The organism is Streptomyces sp. NPDC097617 (assembly GCF_044761485.1).
Taxonomy (GTDB): Bacteria; Actinomycetota; Actinomycetes; order Streptomycetales; family Streptomycetaceae; genus Streptomyces.
The window spans coordinates 92811-112018 of the sequence record NZ_JBIWCL010000028.1; the positions used below are offsets into that span (position 1 = coordinate 92811).

Below are 19208 nucleotides of genomic sequence, written 5' to 3' on the forward strand. Positions count from 1 at the left end.
CGGGCGCTCCCACGCTCAGGACGAGGGGCTGCGCTTCACCCCGCCCTTGCGGCCGATGTCGAAGGCGAGCCGGTAGATGTCCGGCAGGTCGACCGCGCCGCTCGTACGGAAGGTGATCACACCCAGCAGCCGCAGCTCCTCCAGAAGCGCGACCGGATTGTCGCTGCGGGGTCCGCTTCCCGCCTTTTCGTGCTCCAGCACCTCACGGAGCTTGGCTGAGAAGCCCTGCTGGCTCCATGCGTACTGAACAGCGGAGGGCTCCATCGGCACCTGGCTCCCGGAGAGCAGCGCGACGCACAGAGCGGCCCAGCCCAGGTCGTCCTCCAGCTCCCGTACGCGGACCTTGGCCGCGTGGCTGAGGCTCTCGCGGATGGCGTCGTAGTGCAGGGGCACGGGGTGTCCGGCCCACCTGCTCTCGGTGAGCTGGGCAGCCTTGCGCAGAGTGGACAGCAACGTGCGCGGACTGATCCGGCCTCGCCCGTCCTGAAGGTGATTGGGCACCCAGGTGTAGCTGTGCCCCTTGCGCCGGTCGGTGCCCATGAAGGGGCCGGCCAGGCTGATGAAGACCTGCTCCTGTTCCTTTTCGTCGGCGAGCACTTCGGGCGGAGCGGTGAACCGGCCCCCTTCCTCCCGCCATTGCCCGGTGTCGGCCCGAAACGCTTCGGCCTGTCCGGAAGCGTGGTTCCCGAGCTGATGGAACAGCAGCCCGTACAGGTTCTCCCGGCTCCAGTTCAGGTCGGCGGCGTTCGCGTCGAGCTTGGAGGCGTCCGCGAAGTTCCGGGGAGCACTGTCGTACATGTCGGGCCGTACGAAGATCTTGGCGCGCAGCGTGCTCGTGGAGAGCCGCAGTTCCAACGCGACCTCGAACAGCCCCGACAGCAGCAGGTCGACCTGCTGGCGTTCCTTGTGCAGGTGCTCCAGGGCATCGAAGAGGAGGATCAGGGTCTTGCCCTGCTCCCGGTATTCGCGGTCCACGCGGCGGAGGGCGGTCTCGTACGCGTCCCCATGGCTCGCGGCCCAGCGGATGCGCTCCAGCCAGCTGTCCATGGCGAGCACCTGCGGCACCTTCAACGCCATGAGCACCACCGCGGACCACAGGTCCTTCGGTTGGAGGTCGTCCTTCTTGCCGAAGTGCTGCACGAGGTCGGCGATGGCCCGCTTGCCGGGGAACACGGGCTCGTCTCCGCCCTTGGGGCCGAACGCCGTGACGACTTCTGTATGGCTGAGGCGCGGCATGTGGTACGAGCGGGCGGCTACGTCCCGCAGCACCGGGTCGGTCAATGCCTTCGCCCAGTAAGTCTTGCCGGTGCCGCGTGCCCCGCGCACCACGGTGACGTCCGGCGCCAGCGCCTCCCGGTGGGACGAAGGTGTGAACATCGTCCGCAAGTCCGGGGTGCTGGTGTCGGCGTCGGGGGCGCGGTGGAGGGCCTCGATGAGGAGGTTCCGGTTGGCCAGGGTCGTCGGGTCGGTCATGACTTGTCCTTGTACGAGTCCTGCACCAGTTGCTCCACCGCACCCAGGAAGTCCCGGTAGGCGGCCCGGACGAACGGCAGCTTCGTCCAGCCGGAGCTGCGTTGCGGATCGAGCCCCACCAGGTCGTTGCCGAACAGGATAGGGAGGGGGGCGTACGGGGCGTCGTCCACACGGCCCTCGTCCGGCAGGAACGGCTCGGGAGTGTCGTCGTCGGGAAGGTCATACAGGGTGTCCATGAAGGCGTCGTACGCGTGCCTGCGCAGCGCGTTCAGCCGCTCGGAATCCCCCGCGGAGTGGAACATGGCCGCCACGATGCTGATCCGGTCCCGCATCGCACGGGCCAGAGCCGGCTGCCGCTGCCATTGCTTGAAGAGCATCCTGTATCCCTCCCAGGTGGAGGGGTTGTCGACCGCGAAGAGCAGCGCCCGGTCACAGAGCCGGGTGAGGACGACCGCCGCGATGTCGTGGATACCGGCCCGGCTGTCGAGCAGCACCACATCGGGCCTGCGGCCCCTCTGCTCGGCCGTCTGCTCCTCGCACGCGCTGATCGCGTCCTCCAGCCGCTGGGCGAAGGAGCGGCTCTCGCCACCGGCTGCGGCGGGTGGAAGGTCGGTGTAGATACGGTTGAGCTTGGCGAGGTAGTCGTACGGCGGCTCTTCCTCGCCCCTCCTTTTGCGCGGGGTACCGGAGGCCGAGGCCAGCCAGATCTCGCCGTTGCCGTCCTTCGGCGTGAGTGAGGACTTGGCGAGCAGCTTCAGTCCCTCCGCATTGCCGACCGCGGACTCCGTCAGGTGGTCCACGATGCCGTGCTCGGAACCGGCCTCGGGGTCGGCGAGCAGATTGGAGATGCCGGGGGACTCCAGGTCGAGGTCCACGACGAGGACACAGCGGCCCTGCTCGGCGAGATGCTGGGCGAGTATTGCGGTGGCAGTGGAGCGGCCCACGCCGCCCTTGAACCCGTACAGAGCGATACGGGTCCAGGGCCTGCGGGAGTCCGCCTCCTGGTCGACACCGGGCGCGGACCAGTCCGCGCCGACGACGGTCCGCTCTAGGATGCTGACCCGGCCTGCTCCGTGCTCCTCGCGCGGCGACAGCACCACCAGCTCGGGAGCGGCGAAGAACATGTCCGCCGAGAACATGGCCGAGGCCGTCTGCACCGGTTCGTGTGCGGCGAACGGCCCCAGCTGGTTCCTGCACTCCGCACGGAGCAGGGTGAGTAGGTCGGAGTTAGGAGCGAGTTCGTCGTGCCGGTCATCGATGAGCAGGGTGGAGCGGCCGGACAGGTCCCTGATGAGCACCACGTCGTGCCCCTGGCTGGCGGCAACACCGGCGAGCTTGCACGCCCGTTCCCACGCGGCGTCGAATCGGACGGGTGTGGTCATGGGGTTTGGGTCGCTTCCTGGGTCGAGGAGTGGGTTTCGGGGTTCGGCATCATTTCGCCGACTCGTAGGCCTCGATCAGTGCGAGGGCGGTCGCCATGTGGCGGGGGAGTCGTTGCGGATCAAGGCTGTCGCCGTCACAGTAACGATGGGCGACGTCCCATTCGTCGGATGGTGCGCTGAAGGGGTTCTGGGCGGGTATCCGCTGGCGGATCAGACTGCCCCGGTGGCCCGACGCGATGAGCTGGAGCTGATCCCACACCTCAGGCATGTGCCGGTGCTTCGTCTGCTTGTCGTTCGCGGTCTTCTGGGTGTATGGGATGCCGTACGCGCTGTCCTGCTTCGCACCGAAGAAGTCCATCAGCATGGCCTTGACGACGCACTCGGCAGCCAGCCCCGCGAGGTGATCGGCCGGCCCGGGAAGAACGGGGGCCTTCTCGGACAGCCGTAGCGCAGCCTTGTAGTGATCGTGTCCCGCCTTGAGGAAGGTGTGCGGGGCGGGCTGAGGTGGAGTGGAGGCCGTCACGACGATCACTTTAACGGCGGGGTCAGGCGCGGCACGAGGCCTTTCCGTGAACGGGAGAGGCGCTGGACCGATAACGGTGCTGGCAGGATTGAAGGACCTGGCTGCGGGACTCGCGACGGGTGAGGACGCGGTGTGGTGCAGTGGGAGAAGGAAGCGAACAGTGACAGCGGCGACGACTGATACGTACAGGGAAGGTCTGGTCAAGGACCTGAAGCGGCAGGTGCTCGACCTGGAGGACGACCTGCGCGAGCGCAGCGACTCCGTGGAGGAGTTCAGGGACCGTCTCCAGGAAGAGTACCGGCAGGCCAAGGAGGCTAAGCGGATCGCGGCCCCCTACTCCGCCTGGCGCGACGAGCGAGTCACGCAGGCCGCCGCCGCGTGGGTGCTGGCTTGCGTCTTCGTCCGCTTCTGCGAGGACAACCGCCTCATCGAGGAACCCTTCATCGCGGGCCCCGGCGAACGCCTGGCCGAGGCGGAGGCCCGGCACGAGGCCTTCTTCCGCGAGAACCCGCGCCTCAACGACCGCGACTGGCTGATCGAGGCTTTCCACCACCTCACCGGTACCAATGCGACCGTCGCCGGCCTCTTCGACGAGAACCACAACCCCCTCTGGGGCCTCACCCCCAGCTACGACGCCGCCACCCGCCTCCTCCTCTTCTGGCGACGCTGGGGCGCGGCGGGTGAGATCCGCCACGACTTTACCGACCCCGAGTGGGACACCCGCTTCCTCGGCGACCTCTACCAAGAGCTGAGCGAGCACGCCCGCAAGACGTACGCACTACTCCAGACCCCGGAATTCGTCGAGGAGTTCATCCTCGACCTCACCTTGGAACCAGCGATCGAGGAATACGGCCTCAACGCCGCACGGGAGGATCCGAACGACCCGAACGGCGACCCCCTGCGCGGCCTGCGCACCATCGACCCCGCGTGCGGCTCCGGCCACTTCCTGCTCGGCATCTTCCACCGCCTTTTCGACAAATGGCGCATCTCGGAACCGGGTACGGACACCTGGACCCTGGTCCGCCGCTCCCTGGACTCCGTCCACGGCTGCGACAAGAACCCGTTCGCGGCGAGCATCGCCCGCTTCCGCCTGCTGGTCGCAGCGATGCGGGTGGCGGGAGCGGAGCGGTTGGCGGATACGCCGCCGTTCCCGATCAACGTGGCGGTCGGTGACTCGCTGCTGCACGGGCGGGGTGCGGCAGGCATCCAAACGGACCTGGACACGCTGTTCGCGGAAGCGGTTGTGGGGAGGGAGGACGGGGAGGCATACGCGTACTCGACGGAAGACGTGTGGGAGTACGCGAGGAAGTCCGACTTGCTGGGGCGGGGGTCGTATCACGTGGTGGTGGGGAATCCGCCGTACATCACGGTGAAGGACAAGCAGGAGAACGAGAATTACCGGAAGGCGTACAAGGATGTGTGTGCGGGGGCTTATGCGTTGTCCGTACCGTTTGCGCAGCGGCTTTTCGACCTGGCGGTGAGAGGGCCGGGCGGGCGGCTCGGTGGGGGTGGGTTTGTCGGCCAGATCACGGCGAACTCGTTCATGAAGCGGGAGTTCGGAAAGAAACTGATCGAGGTCTTCTTCCGAAACAGAGCTGAACTCTCGCATGTGATTGATACGTCGGGGGCGTACATCCCCGGGCATGGTACGCCGACGGTGATTTTGGTGGGGCGGAACCGAGTGCCTAGCCCGGAGAGAGCGTTGCGTGCGGTGCTAGGTGTACGGGGGGAGCCTTCGCAGCCGGTGAATGCGGCAGAGGGTGCCGTGTGGCGGGCGATTGTGGAGCAAGTGGGGCGGCCGGGGAGTGAGTCCGGCTGGGTGTCGGTGGAGGACGCAGACCGAGGGGGCTTCGCTAAGTATCCGTGGTCGCTGGCTGGTGGCGGCGCCGGGAGCGTCTTTGCCGTGATCGACGCAGGGCGGGCCAGGCTTTCAGACTGGGAAGCCGATCTCGGGTTCGTGAGCATCACGGGTGACGATGATTCCTTCGTAGTGCCGCGGCATGTTGCTGCGCGGGACGAAGGGCTCATCAGTCGCCCCCTTGTGTCCGGCGAGACGGTTCGGGACTACAGGGTGCTCGACAGGGAGGAGGTGCTTTGGCCATACAGCCAGAAGCTGAATCCGATTGACCTTCCCGGCGACTCCCCAATGATTCGCCGTCTATGGTTGACACGTAGTTATCTCCAAGCGCGCAAGCGATTCGGTATTGCGGTCCAAGATATTGATGGAATTAATTGGACCGAGTTCCGGGAATTTTACTCTCGCCGCCTTACCCCTCCTATCTTTCTTACATACCCGTTCGTCTCCACGCATAATCACTTCTCCCTCAATCGGCGAGAGGTGGCGTGCATTAGAACGGCTCCCGTTATTAAATTGCCAGAAGGGTGGAGTGAGGATCGCTATTTGGAATTGCTGGGAGTGCTTAACTCTTCTACGGCTTGCTTTTGGTTGAAGCAGGTCAGTCACGACAAGGGGAGTCAGTCGGGTACTGGTGGGTTCATGCATGACGAGTGGGAAAGGTTCTATGAATTCACCGGAACCAAGATTCAAGAGTTCCCGCTGCCAGGGAAATTGCCGCTCGATATCGGACGCGCTCTAGACCTCTTGGCGCAAGAAGTGGCAGTCAATGAACCAGATGTTGTCGCTGCGCGGAAGACTCCGTTCAGGGTCAATCTGAACGAGGCGCAGCGAGCCAGTGAGGCTGCCAAGGGGCGGCTGGTCGCCCTACAGGAAGAGCTCGACTGGACGGTCTACGGTCTCTACGGCTTGCTGAACCCGGACGAGGTGGATCGAGTCACCCTTCCGAAAACCTGCGCCGTGCCTGAAGTCGCTTTGGGTGAACGAGCTTTCGAGATCGTGCTTGCCCGACTCGTCGCTGAGCGAAAGGCGAAGACCGTCTGGTTTGACCGTCATGATGCGACCTCAATCCTGGAAATTCCTTCCCATTGGTCGGATGAGTACAAAGCTGTGGTGCAAGCACGAATTGACATCATTTCCTCCCGATCCAAGGATATCGGGTTGATCGAGCGGCCCGAATGTAAGCGGCGATGGGCTGCCGAGGCATGGGGAAAGAAGGAGCGTGTGGCCCTGCGGTCCTGGATGCTCGATCGCTGTGAGAACGTCGACTTGTGGTACGAGCTGCGAGATGGAATGAAGCAGCCACGCGCGATGACGGTCAACTACCTCGCTGACCGGATGAGTTCGGACACGGATTTTCTTTCTGTCGCTGCCCTCTATGCCGCGGACCATCTCGGTATGCCGGATCTGCCGCTTGCGCAGGTTTTGTCCGAGGTGATTGCCGATGAGCATGTGCCGTATCTCGCGGCAATGCGTTACAAGGATTCCGGGCTGCGTATTCGTGCTCAGTGGGAGCAGGTCTGGAAGGATCAGCGCGCGCAGGACCGAGGAGAAGAGCGCGAGATTGATCTGCCGAGCAAGTACAAGACCTCCGACTTCCTGCGGACCTCCTACTGGGCGAACCGGGGCAAGCTCGACGTTCCCAAGGAGCGGTTCATCTCGTACCCCGAAGCAAGTCCGGACGGTGACTCGACGTTGCTGCTCGGCTGGGCCGGGTGGGACCACAAAGATCAGGCACAGGCGCTGATTCAGGTCATCGAGGCGCGGACCAAGGGTGAAGGCTGGGCCGCGGAGCGGATCGCTCCGCTCCTTGCGGGCCTGCGTGAAGTCATGCCGTGGGTTAAGCAGTGGCACAGCAAGCCGGATGCGGACTGGGACGACATGGCGCCGGCCGAGGAGTTGGAGGCCGAGTTCCAGAAGCTTCTGCGCACACATTCCGTGGGTGAGGCGCAGATGGAGGCGTGGCGGCCGGTGAAGAAGACTCGGGGGAAGAAGGCCGCTCAGCCGAGAAAGCAGAAGGAGGGGGCTATGGAGCAGGGAGAGTTGTCCGAGGAGTAGAGGTGTGTCGGGTGAGGCGGTGCGTGGGCCGCGTCACCCTCGTGTTGCTCGGTGGGTCAGCAGTCGGCGTTGGACGCGTACGCGGTGAAGGCGGGCCAAGCGCTGAGCGAGACTGTGAAGGGCCGGAGATCGGTGTCTTTCGAATCGCGGACGTGGATCGCGGGCCGACCTCGATGCAGTTGTCGCCGTCCCCGTAGTCCTCGGCCATCCGGGTCAGCTTTCCCGCAGCGTCCGGCCGTTCCGTCCTCCAGCATGTCAGGCGTCCGCTGATCCGGCCCCCAGTTGGCGGCTGCCCTGGGCCGCCCCTGGGGCCTTCCCACCGTTATGACCTTCCCACCCGTACCCCACCCTCTGGCGGGGGACCGGATGCAGCCGCCCCATCAGCGGGCCGCGCGCGATCTTCCTCACTCAGGGGCCAGGGCGGGCACGGTGCGGGTAGGGCGAGAGTCGGCCACCACTCTGGGCCAGGGGTGACGACGCACAGTGATCTGAGGGGCGGAAGCGCGTCGCGTGGTCGCTCAGAGCAAGAGGCCGGGGCGGAGAGTAGGCGCGAGCCCGGCTCCATGCCCGTGCCACCTGGCAAGATTGGCGACGGTGCGCCGCACGCTGCGCCTCACCTGTCCAGCCGTGGCCCAGCCGAGTGAGGGAATGATCGCCTGATGCCGACCAGAGAGCTCGTCCTGCGCGATGTCATCGACATCAAGGAAGACGTACACGCGGGCGATTTCAAGATCGACCTCTCTGAGGGTTTCAACGCGACCGAGGCGCGGGTGGCGGAGTACGTCGTCACCGAGCAGCTCCAGAAGCAGTTCCGCAAGGCGCTCGGGCTCGTGGCCGCTGCGGTGCGCAGCGGAGATTCGCATGCCGCCTACCTGCACGGCTCGTTCGGTGCCGGTAAGAGCCACTTCCTGACCGTGCTGCACGCGGCGCTCAACAATCACTCGGCGGCCCGGAACAAGCCGCGCCTGGCCGAGGTCATGGCCGAGCACCAGGACTGGCTGCCGCAGAGCAAGTTCCTCATGGTGCCCTACCACCTCGTGGGTTCCACCGACCTGGACTCCGCTCTGCTCAGCGGCTATGTGCACACGGTAAAGGCCCTTCACCCCGAGGCGTCGACACCTGCCGTGTACCGGGCGGACGCACTGCTCGCGGACGCACGGCGGCAGCGCGAGTTCCTCTCGGACGACGCGAAGTTCAGGCAGTGGCTGGGTGTGGACGCCTTGGCGGCCCCGGCCGCCCGGGCCGCTGAGGACGAGGACGATGTACCCCCCATCGACGCGGGTCCGGGCAGCGCTCCCGCTGCGGACGGCTGGACTACTGCCGACCTGGATGCCGCGTTCGCGGCGCACGCCGACGACGAGTCCCGCAACCGCCTCGTATCGGCGCTGCTGAGCGGCCCCATGGCGTCGTACTCCCAGGCTGCCCGGGGCGACAAGGACTCCTTCATCCCGCTGGAGAACGGCCTCAAGGTCATCTCCCAGCACGCCAAGGGTCTCGGCTACGACGGCGTCGTACTCTTCCTGGACGAGCTGATTCTCTGGCTCCAGGCGCACATGGGCGACCAGGACTTCGTCCGCGACCAGGTGCAGCGTCTGGTCAAGCTGATCGAGTCCGCCGATCCGGGTCGGCCGGCGCCGATCATCTCCTTCATCTCCCGCCAGCGCGACCTCTCCCAGCTGATCGGCTCGGACGTGGCGGGCGCCGAGGTACAGAACCTCCAGAGCCAGATCGAGTACCTGGCGGGGCGGATCGACGTGGTCGAGCTGGAGGACAGCAACCTCGTCGAGATCATCAAGCACCGCGTGCTCGCTCCCCGGGCCGGTATGGAGAGCGCACGCGACGATGCCTTCAAGATCGTCGAGTCCTCCAAGGACGAGGTGCGGCAGGTGCTGCTCGACGCCCAGGGTCGTACCGAAGCCGACTGGGACGACTTCCGCACGCTGTACCCGCTCTCGCCCGCCCTCCTCAACGTCCTGGTCGACCTCTCGGGCGCGCTCCAGCGCGAGCGGACCGGTCTCAAGCTCGTCCAGGAACTGCTGCGCCGACGCCAGGACGACCTCAAGCTCGGTGAGCTCATCCCGATAGGGGATCTGTGGGACGTCATCGCGGCACGTACCGGCGAGGCGTTCACGGCGAAGCTGCGCCAGGAGTCGGAGATCGCGCACCGCTTCCACGACCGGGTCAGCGAGCACCTGCTGAAGAAGTACGGGTCGAAGGACGACAAGCGGTTCCAGACCGACGACCGGCTCGTCAAGACGCTGCTGCTCGCCGCCCTCGCCCCGCACGTCCCCGCCCTGTCCCGGCTCACCGGGGGCAGGCTCGCGGCCCTGAACCACGGCACGATCCGTACCCGGGTCGGTGACGCGGGATCGGTCGCGGTCAACCGGCTCAAGGAGCTCCAGTCGGAGGGCTTCGACGGCGAGCTGCGCAGCGAGGGTGACCACTCCGATCCGGTGTTCCACCTCCACCTCTCCGACCTCGATGTCGAACCGCTCCTCGAAGAGGTGCAGGGCGTGGCCGATCAGGACGGCTACCGACGGCAGTGGATCAAGGACCAGCTGTGGGCGGCCTTCGGCGTCACGGACACCCAGGCGTTCGTCAGCGAGCGGGAGGTGGTCTGGCGGGGCACCAAGCGCACCGTCGAGTTCGTCTTCGGCAACGTCCGCGACCCGCACCTTCCCGACGAGGCGTTCAAGCCGCAGATGGCCGCGAACGTCAGGCTCGTCTTCGACTATCCCTTCGATGACGGCGACCATTCGCCGATGGACGACGTGCAGCGGGTCGACCGGATGAAGCGGGCAGGGAAGACCGCGCCCACCGTCGTCTGGCTGGCCGACTTCCTCTCCGAGCAGAAGAGCCGCAACCTCGGCCGCCTCCTGAAGATCAACTACTTGCTGGAGCGGGACCGCCTCGACGAGCACACCGCCACCCGCCCCGCCGAGGAACGCGTCCAGATCCGCAACCAGCTCAAGGCGTCGCGGGACAGCCTCACCGCTCAGCTCGTCGACGCCCTCCAGCAGGTGTACGGCATCGCGCGTGCGGAGGCGGGCACCGTGGGAGCGGAAGTCCCCGAAAGGAAGCACCTGTTGGCGCTCCAGCCGGGCTTTACGCAGATTCGTCCGGCAGCCGCCGTCAGCTTCGAGGGCAACCTCTTCCTGATCGCTGACGGCATCCTCGCGGCGCTCCACCCCAAGCACCCGGACTTCGACCCCCGGCTTACCCGTAAGCCCATCACCAAGGGCGACCTCAAGACGGCCCTGACGTGGATCAACAGGGCCATGGAGGACGGCTCCCGCCGGGTGGTCGTCGATGGCCACCAGCTGGCCACCGTACGGAAGATCGTCCATGGCCTGGGCCTCGGCGAGGTGCACGACGGGCCGCTCAATGTCACCAACGACTGGCGCCTGAGGATCAACAAGAAGGCGGCGGAGAACCCCGACACCGGCACCGACCTGTCGGTCGACGAGATCCGGACCTGGATCGAGGAACTCGGCTACACCGGCCTCGACACCAACGTCAGCAACCTGATCATCGCGACCTACGCCCTGCTCGACGACCGCACCTGGGTCTTCCAGACCACCCCCCTCGCCCAGGCGCCCGACCTCGACCGGATCGGCCCCGGGTACGGGCTGCGGGCTGTGGAGCTCCCCAGTGACGAGGAGTTCGCCGTCGCGCTGAGCCGGGCGGGGAAGATCTTCGGCGTGACGGCCTCGCGCATCCTCTTCGCCCGTAACGTCAGCAACCTGGCGGAACGGGTCCGCGAGGTCGCCGACGCCCACCGGGCCGCCGTTGGTGACGTACGCACTCTGCTGCAGAACAACGCCCCGCGTCTCGCCTTGGCGGGAGCCGCCGGTGCGGACGCCCCCCGGACGAAGTCCATGAAGGCCGCCGCAGATCTCGTCGCCCGTCTCCTGAGGACCGGTGAACCAGCCGCCCTGGTGCGGGAATTGGCGTCTGCCACGTACGACGTGCAGGATACGGAGATCGCAGCCGCCCTCACGCACGCTCCCGAGGTCCTGGCTGCCCTCCGCATCCCGGACTGGGCCGACGACCTCGACACAGTCCGTGAACTCGCGCACCGTGATGACAGCGTGGGCGATCGGGCGAGCCGCATCTGGAACCAGGTGCACCGCACGGCCAACGACCACGAAGAGGCGGCCTCGCTCGCTCCCGTACTCGACGGCCTGCGGGATCAGGTACGGGTCCTGCTGCGCGAGGTCAACCGGCTCGCTCAGGCAGCGCAGCCGGCCCCGGCCCCGACGCCTGAGCCCGCACCCACCGCAGAGAACATCAGCTTCACCGAGCACGGCAACCCGCGCCTCCCGACAACTCCCGTCACGCTCCCGCAGGACGAGCCCGAAGCCGTCCACCCGGTCCGGCCCAAGAGCCCCGGCCCGGCGCACGTCATCGAGGCCACCCGCCTCGAAGCGACCTTCGCGGCCACGGTCGCCGGTATCGGGGATGAGATCCGCGGCTACCTCGCCGAGCACCCGCACGCCCGGATCAAGGTCAGCTGGCACCCGGTCGACAGTGAGACTCCGCGATCCTCCGAGACCCCGCACTCCGTCGACGGGGAAGGGACCGAAGACTGATGGCGCCCGCCGTGCCCAAAGTGGGCCGCCGCACCGTCGAGGCACTCCTGGCGACCAACGCGGCCAGTCTGCGCGAGCGCAGCCTCGTGCTGGTTCACGGCCAGTACGTCCCGGGGGCGCCGACCCGGTTCACCGCCACCGTGCAGGACGAGCAGGGGCGCGTAAACCTCCGCGTGCACGTACGGGACGAAGCCTCCGTCCTCGGTGTGATGTCCGCGTGGCAGGACCACAAGCGCGAGGCCGCCCCCGGCGACGTCCTCGTGGTGACCACCGGCGTCGACGACGAGCAGCTCGGCTGGGACCTGCGTGGTCGGGCCGTGCGCCGCCGCACCCTCACCGTCGAGAACGCCGAAGTCGTCACCCAGCGATTCGGCGCCACGGCTCTGGACGTACGGATGTACGGGCAGAACTGGCTCCTCGAAGCCCTCATCGACGCCGAGCCCGCCGATGCGGGAGGCTGGCCGCGCATCGGTGGCCTGCTGACCCTGGATACCGCGCTGCGTGCCCTGGCTGTGCAGCGGCTGGGCCTCGGTGGGACAGCATCCGGCTCCTCTGGTGCGCCGGCCCAGCAGCCCACTCTGGACACCGATACCCTGCTGGCCTGGTCCCGCACCCCGGCGGGCCCCGCGCGCTTCGCCGAACTCCCTGCCGTCGAACGCGGCGAGCTGAAGAAGTGGCTGGGGGAGAGCGCGGGACCCGCAGCCACGGTGCTGCTCTCCCTCGCCGAAGTCGAACTCGGCCACGATGCCATGGCCCTCGGCGTCCTCGCCGCCGCCCTGCGCGACCCCGCTGCCGACCCCGACACCGCACTGGCGATCGGCGGCCTCTTCGGCCAGGTGATGCCCCGCAGAGCCGCGCTCAACGCCTTCACCGACGCGGTCGAGGGCACCCTCACACGCTGGATCGCCCAGGCGAGGAGCAGCCCCTCCACCCGGCAGGAGGTCTTTGCCGTACTCGACCGGGCAGACGCCCTGGCGGAGACCTCAGGACTTACCGACGCCCTCGCCGGCAGCCGTTTCCTGCCGACCGGGTTCGCTGCGCAACTGCGCCGGACCGTGGCGGAAGCCCGCCGTTCCTCCGTAGCGGGAGAGGCGGCCCTGGCGGAACTGTCAGGGCACGGCCTGGCCTCGCTCCACCAAGAGCGGGTACGTGTGGCGGAGATGGCCGTACGGACGGCGCGCTGGCTGGAACAGGCCGAACCCTCCGTGCCCACGGTGGCCGACGGCGTCCGCTGCCACGCCACCGACTGGGGCTGGGTCGACCGGGCCCTCACCCTCCTGTGGGCGGGCGACCCCGGGGGCGACAGGGCGACCGGCCAAGAACTGCTTGCACTGTATGAGCAGGGGCGCGCCCGCCGTCGGCGCATCGACGAACAGTTCGCCAAACGCCTCGCGGCCTGGTCCGCGCACGCCACCGCGGCCCACCCCAACGGCGCACTGGTGATCGAGAACGTTCTGGACACCGTCGTACGCCCTCTGACCGGCGTGGGCGCACCGCTGATCGTCGTCCTCGACGGCATGAGCAGTGCGGTCGCGACCCAGTTCGGCGAGGAAGTGGAACGGGAGGGCTGGCGGGAGATCCTGCCACGCCTGCCGGAAGGCGGGCGTGCGGGACGCCTCGCAGCCGTCTCCATGCTGCCCTCCCTCACCCGTGTGAGCCGCGTCTCCCTGCTGTGCGGTGCGCCTGCCCAGGGCGGGCAGTCCGTCGAGACCGCAGGGTTCGCCGCCTTCTGGAAGCGGCGGCGTCAAGAAGCCGTGCTCTTCCACAAGGGGGACGTCGCCGGCGGGGCCGGTCACGCCCTCGCGCACGAGCTGATGTCCGCGCTCGCCTCCGACGCGGTGGTCGGCGTCGTCCTCAACACCATTGACGACGCCCTCGACAACGGTCAGGAGGGGAGGGGCACGGAGTGGAAGATCGGCGACATCACCCACCTGCGCGAGCTCCTCGCCGCGGCCCGAGGGTACGGACGCCCGGTCGTCCTGGTCGCCGATCACGGGCACGTCCTGGAACGCGGCAGCCGCAGCGAGGGGCCTGTGGCCACCGACGCCGCGGCCACTTCGGCGCGCTGGCGCACCGGTGTGCGGGCAGCAGAAGGAGAGGTCATGCTGCAGGGCCCCCGAGTGCTGGTGGAAGGGGGCGGAGCCCTCGTCGCTCCGTGGCGGGAGGACATTCGCTACACCGGACGCAAGGCCGGGTACCACGGGGGTGCCTCGCTCGCCGAAATGACCGTTCCGGTGCTCGCCCTCGTCGCGGCGGCCGAACAGATGCCCAAGGGCTGGGAAGGGCTGCCACGCGAGAAGTCGGCCCCCGGCTGGTGGCAGGCGCCGCAACCGGGCTCCGAAGTTGCGGAAGGCTTCCTGCCGGTGGGGGAGAACATCCCTGCTCCAGCAGCGCAGCCACGAAGCGCGCAGGTCCTGGGCGGGCCCCCCGCGCAGTCGACTGCTTCGACCGCGCCGGCGACCTCCGTACCGCAACCGGCCGTGCCGGAGACGGCAGTGCCGCAGGCTCCGGACTCGTTGGGCCGCCAGGTGGTCGCGAGCGAGGTGTACGCGGCCCAGAAGGAGTACGTCCGCAAAGTCCCCGAAGCCAAGGTCGTCGCCACAGTCGTCGACGCCCTCGTGGCGGCGGGCGGCACTATGTCCCCGGCAGCCCTCGCGGCCGCGATCTCCGCGACAGGGCGGGTTCGGCGCAACATTGAGGGCTTCGTCGCCACCGTCCAGCGGCTGCTGAACGTCGAGGGTTATGCGGTCCTCGGTTTCATCGAGGGCGGCCACGCGGTGAAGCTCGACATCCTGCTGCTGCGCGAGCAGTTCCTGCCGAAGCCCAAGGAGCAGGCATGACCCACCCCGCCCCGGTGAGCGTCGCCCGACGCCGAGAAGTCATCGACGCGCTGCGGCGGGGAACCGTACCCCAGGCGGGCCTGGACCTGTTTGCGGTGGGGCTCGGCCGCTTCGAGAACGCCCTCGACGAGGACCTCGCCACCGTCGCCCGGGGCGGTGCGGCCTTCCACGCCATTCGTGGCGACTACGGCTCGGGCAAGACCTTCTTCGCCCGCTGGCTTGCCGAACGCGCTAAGCGGGTCGGACTCGCCACCGCAGAGGTGCAGATCTCCGAGACCGAAACCCCCCTGCACCGCCTCGAAACGGTCTACCGCCGCCTCACCGAACGGCTGACGACAGCCACGCACCAGCCCAGCGCACTACGGGCGGTCATCGACTCGTGGTTCTACACGCTGGAGGAAGAAGTCCTCGACGGCGGGGAGACGGACGAGGAGGACGAAGAGGCCATCTCCGAAGCGGTGGACGCCCTCATGGAGCGGCGCCTCGCCGATGTCGCCCGTACTACCCCGGCATTCGCCGCTGCTCTGCGCGGCTACCGCAGGGCAGCCGTGGCAGGGGACGGCGCGACCGCGGAGGCACTGATCGCCTGGCTCGGCGGACAGAAATCCGTGGCCGCATCGGCTCGCCGTTCGGCGGGAGTGCGCGGGGACCTCGACCACTTCGCAGCCCTCGGCTTCCTGCAAGGGCTGCTCACCGTCCTGCGAGACTGCGGACACCCGGGGCTCCTCCTCGTACTCGACGAGATCGAGACCTTGCAGCGGGTCCGCGGCGATGTCAGGGAGAAGGGCCTCAACGCACTGCGGCAACTCCTTGACGAGATCGACGCAGGCCGGTTCCCCGGGCTCTTCCTCGTCATCACAGGCACCCCGGCGTTCTACGACGGACAGCAGGGTGCGCAACGCCTGCCACCCCTCGCCCAGCGCCTGGCCACGGACTTCACCACCGAACCGCGCTTCGACTCACCGCGCGCCGTACAACTGCGCCTCCAGGGCTTCGACCTGCCCCGGCTCGGCGAATTGGGCACCACCGTCCGCGACCTCTACCAGGAGGCCGCAGCACACCCCGACCGGGTGGCGGCACGCGTCGGCGACCGGTACATCAACGAACTCGCCACCGCCGTCACCGGCGGACTCGGCGGCCAAGTGGGAGTCGCCCCAAGGGTCTTCCTGCGTAAACTCGTCGCCGATGTCCTCGACCGCGTCGACGAGTTCGAGGACTTCGACCCACGCGAGCACTACGCCCTCACGGTCACGGACACCGAACTCACCGAGGTGGAGCGCAACGCTGCTGCCGGTGACGCCGGCGACATCGCCCTGGAGCTGCCATGAGAGAGTCCGACGGGACGGAGCAGCTGGAACCGGCGCTGGTCCATCACATCGTCAACACTTTGGGCTGGAGGGGCCTGCGTCCGCTCCAGGAGCAGGCCGTGGAACCCCTCGTCGCGGGCGAGGACGCCGTGCTCCTCGCGCCCACCGCCGGAGGAAAGACCGAAGCCGCCTGCTTCCCCCTGCTATCGAGGATGCACAGCGCACCGTGGACCGGCACATCGGTGCTGTACGTCTGTCCCCTCAAGGCGTTGCTGAACAACCTGCTGCCGAGAATCGAGACGTACACCTCCTGGCTCGGCCGCACCGCAGCGCTCTGGCACGGGGACACCCCTTCCGGCGTTCGCAAGCGCATCCTCGTGGCACGCCCCGACGTGCTGCTCACCACCCCGGAATCGCTGGAAGCGATGCTGGTGAGCGTCAACGTCGATCACACCTCGTTTTTCTCCGGTCTCCGTGCTGTGGTGGTGGACGAGGTCCATGCCTTCGCGGGCGACGACCGCGGCTGGCACCTGCTGGCCGTCCTGGAACGACTCCAGAAGGTGGTGAAGCGACCCGTGCAACGGGTCGGCCTCTCCGCGACGGTCGGCAACCCCGAGGACCTGCTCACCTGGCTTCAGGGATCTGGCGCAGGCCGTCGCCCCGGCCGAGTCGTCGCCCCGCACCTCAGCCCGTCCAGTGCCGTTGGCCCGGCTACCTCCCCGCCACCGGGCGACATCCAACTCGACTACGTCGGATCGCTCGAAAATGCGGCCACCGTCATCAGCGCACTGCACCGCGGCGAGAAACGACTGGTCTTCTGTGAATCGAGGCGTCTGGTAGAAGAACTGGGGGCAGAACTGCGCTCCCGGGGAGTCACGACCTTCCTTTCCCACGCATCACTCTCGCTCGACGAACGCAGACGCGCCGAAACCGCGTTCGCGGAAGAGCGGGACTGTGTGATTGTCTCCACCAGCACCCTCGAACTCGGCATCGACGTAGGTGACTTGGACCGGATCATCCAGATTGACGCCCCTTCCTCGGTAGCCTCGTTCCTCCAGCGCATCGGTCGCACCGGACGCCGGCCAGGGACCTCACGCAACTGTCTCTTCCTCGCCCTCGACGAAGCAGGCCTGCTGAGCGCGGCAGGGCTGCTGCTCCAGTGGTCGCGAGGCTGGGTCGAACCGGTGGTGGCGCCACCCGAACCACGGCACATCGTGGCCCAGCAGCTGCTCGCCCTCTGTCTCCAGGAAGGCAGCGTCGGCGGCAATCTCTGGCAAGAATGGTGGAACGGTCTTGGCCCCTTCGGCCGACCCGCAGAACCAATCCTCAAGTACCTCGTGGCGGAGGGCTACCTCGACCAGGACGGGGGCCTGCTCTTCATCGGCCCGGAAGCCGAGCGGCGCTTCGGCCACCGGCACTTCATGAACCTCACCGCCGTATTCACCGCCCCGCCCCAGTTCACGGTCCTGCAGGGCCGCACCGAGATCGGCCGCACCGACCCCAGCCTCCTCACCGAGCAGATTACGGGCCCTCGCCGTCTCCTGCTCGCAGGCCGGAACTGGCAGGTCACCTACATCGACTGGCAACGCAAACGCTGCTTCGTCGAGCCGGCCGACAGCGGCGGCAAAGCCAAGTGGAGCGGGGCAGGCTTCGGCCGGGGAGCCTCCTACGAGCTCGTGCGCGCGGTGCGTGAGGTGCTGCTGGGGGCCGTCCCACCCGTGAACCTGACCAAAAGAGCTCAGGGCTGCCTGGAGGAAGCACGGGAACATTTCATGGAACGGGTTCACCCTGGGGGCACCCTGATCGTGCGCGAACACGAGAAGGCAGGTCAGCTGCGCTGGTGGACGTGGGCCGGACATCGGGCGAATGCCACCCTGGCCGCGACCCTCGACAGCGTTACGGTGCCAGGGCAGCGGATCAATGACCACTGGGTGCGCCTCCGGGACGATCTCACCCCAGGGGACTGGAAGCACGCTCGCGAGGGCGCAGCGGACCGGCTGGCACTGCCCGACATCGATGAAAAGGCCGTACGGGGCCTGAAATTCGGGGACGCTCTACCGCCCCGGCTCGCCGAGGCCACGCTGGCGATCAGGCTTGCGGACCTGACGTCCGCAGCTGCTGTGCTGTCCGAGCAGGCGCGCTTCACGGGAAAGGCCGCATGAGGGCGTGATAGCTGTCGACGGTCGCGTAATTCGGCTCTGTCGGGGATCTTGTGATGTCGCAGGGTCACGGGTCGAGCAGTACATGTTTGTGTAGGAGGTCGAGGTCTCCGCGTCCTGCAGGGCCAGGCCGACGAGGATGTCGGTCCGGGATGAGAACGTCTTCTGTGTGGCTGACACAGACGAAGCAGAAAACGACGTTGAGCATGCCGTCATCGCTCACTACCGGCTGGCCGACGCTGGCCTCGGCGATCCAACCCAGTGGGAGGCCGTCCGCCAGGCCCAGTCCCTCCTGACCGAGGCGATCGAGCAAGCCGACGTCGGCGAGTTCGACGGGAACGAGTACGGAGGCGGCGAGGTCGCCCTCTACGCCTACGGGTCGGACGCCGACGCACTCTTCGCCGTCATGGCGCCCATCCTGAACGACCTGCCGTTCCGCCCAGCGCACGTCGTCCTGCGCTACGGCTCCGTCGACGACCCATCGGCAGCGGAGCGTCGCGTCGACCTCTGACGAGACGAGTCATCAGCCCCCAGCGGTACGGGCCTCTGGAAAATCGGGCTCTGACAGGGATCTTGTGGATGTCGCAGGGTCATGGGCTGAGGAGTACGCGTTGGCGTAGGAGGTCGAGGTTGGCCCGGCCGTAGCCCATGCGTTTGAGGAGCTTGACGCGTGTGACGTGGCCCTCGACCTGGCCCGAGCTCCATGCTGTGGAGAGCCCGGCTGTGACCGCGTCGAAGTCGCGCCGCAGGCCGTTGACCAGGGAGTGCAGTGCTGGGAGGTCGTCGGCCAGGACGCTGTCTATCCACTTGGCCGTTCGCTTGATCGACTCGATGACAACACCGGACAGATGCGGCAACAACCGCCCCAACGCCCCTGAAACGCACACCCGAAGACTGCCCAGCTCAACCCTGCGACATCACAAGATCCCCGACTGTGAGGATGAGGCTGCACCGCTCGGGGGGTCTGACCCAATCCCCGATTGACGCTTCGGTTGTCCTCGCTCTGAATCGTCGGCCTC

General features: G+C 67.5%; 10 protein-coding genes. 6 read left to right on the forward strand and 4 right to left on the reverse strand.

Features of this window, described 5'->3' with window-relative positions:
- Positions 1 to 15: 15 nt before the first annotated feature.
- The 3 genes from ACIQZO_RS33520 to ACIQZO_RS33530 are packed head-to-tail and all read right to left on the reverse strand — an operon-like array spanning position 16 to position 3378.
- Positions 16 to 1473, reverse strand: a complete 1458-nt coding sequence (locus ACIQZO_RS33520; RefSeq protein ID WP_403633646.1) for a hypothetical protein — start codon at positions 1471 to 1473, stop codon at positions 16 to 18.
- On the reverse strand, positions 1470 to 2855 hold the full coding sequence (locus ACIQZO_RS33525) for a KGGVGR-motif variant AAA ATPase (RefSeq protein ID WP_403633649.1): 1386 nt from the start codon (positions 2853 to 2855) through the stop codon (positions 1470 to 1472). The genes ACIQZO_RS33520 and ACIQZO_RS33525 overlap by 4 nt, the downstream gene beginning before the upstream one ends.
- 49 nt (positions 2856 to 2904) lie before the next feature.
- On the reverse strand, positions 2905 to 3378 hold the full coding sequence (locus tag ACIQZO_RS33530) for a hypothetical protein (RefSeq protein WP_383900160.1): 474 nt from the start codon (positions 3376 to 3378) through the stop codon (positions 2905 to 2907).
- A 160-nt stretch (positions 3379 to 3538) separates the two neighbouring features.
- Here ACIQZO_RS33530 and pglX point away from each other — a divergent pair, with 160 nt between their 5' ends.
- From pglX to ACIQZO_RS33560, 6 genes are all read left to right on the forward strand, one after another.
- Positions 3539 to 7291: a BREX-2 system adenine-specific DNA-methyltransferase PglX gene (gene pglX, locus ACIQZO_RS33535; RefSeq protein WP_403633653.1), complete on the forward strand. Its 3753-nt coding sequence runs from the start codon at positions 3539 to 3541 to the stop codon at positions 7289 to 7291.
- 659 nt (positions 7292 to 7950) lie between these two features.
- Positions 7951 to 11883 (forward strand): PglY protein, encoded by a 3933-nt coding sequence (locus ACIQZO_RS33540; protein WP_403633656.1) that lies wholly within the window; start codon positions 7951 to 7953, stop codon positions 11881 to 11883.
- A gap of 11 nt (positions 11884 to 11894) precedes the next feature.
- The gene (pglZ, locus tag ACIQZO_RS33545) at positions 11895 to 14723 is read left to right on the forward strand and encodes a BREX-2 system phosphatase PglZ (RefSeq protein WP_403633658.1); all 2829 of its coding nucleotides are present in this window, start codon (positions 11895 to 11897) and stop codon (positions 14721 to 14723) included.
- Positions 14720 to 16051, forward strand: coding sequence for a BREX system ATP-binding protein BrxD (gene brxD, locus ACIQZO_RS33550; RefSeq protein WP_383900165.1), 1332 nt, complete (start codon positions 14720 to 14722; stop codon positions 16049 to 16051). Before pglZ ends, brxD begins: the two co-directional genes overlap by 4 nt.
- Positions 16048 to 18192, forward strand: coding sequence for a DEAD/DEAH box helicase (locus ACIQZO_RS33555; protein ID WP_403633662.1), 2145 nt, complete (start codon positions 16048 to 16050; stop codon positions 18190 to 18192). Before brxD ends, ACIQZO_RS33555 begins: the two co-directional genes overlap by 4 nt.
- A gap of 166 nt (positions 18193 to 18358) precedes the next feature.
- Positions 18359 to 18700: a hypothetical protein gene (locus ACIQZO_RS33560; protein ID WP_403633664.1), complete on the forward strand. Its 342-nt coding sequence runs from the start codon at positions 18359 to 18361 to the stop codon at positions 18698 to 18700.
- Positions 18701 to 18779: 79 nt separating this feature from the next.
- Here ACIQZO_RS33560 and ACIQZO_RS33565 read toward each other — a convergent pair whose 3' ends face one another.
- Positions 18780 to 19046, reverse strand: coding sequence for a transposase (locus ACIQZO_RS33565; RefSeq protein ID WP_403633667.1), 267 nt, complete (start codon positions 19044 to 19046; stop codon positions 18780 to 18782).
- Between the last annotated feature and the right edge of the window lie 162 nt (positions 19047 to 19208).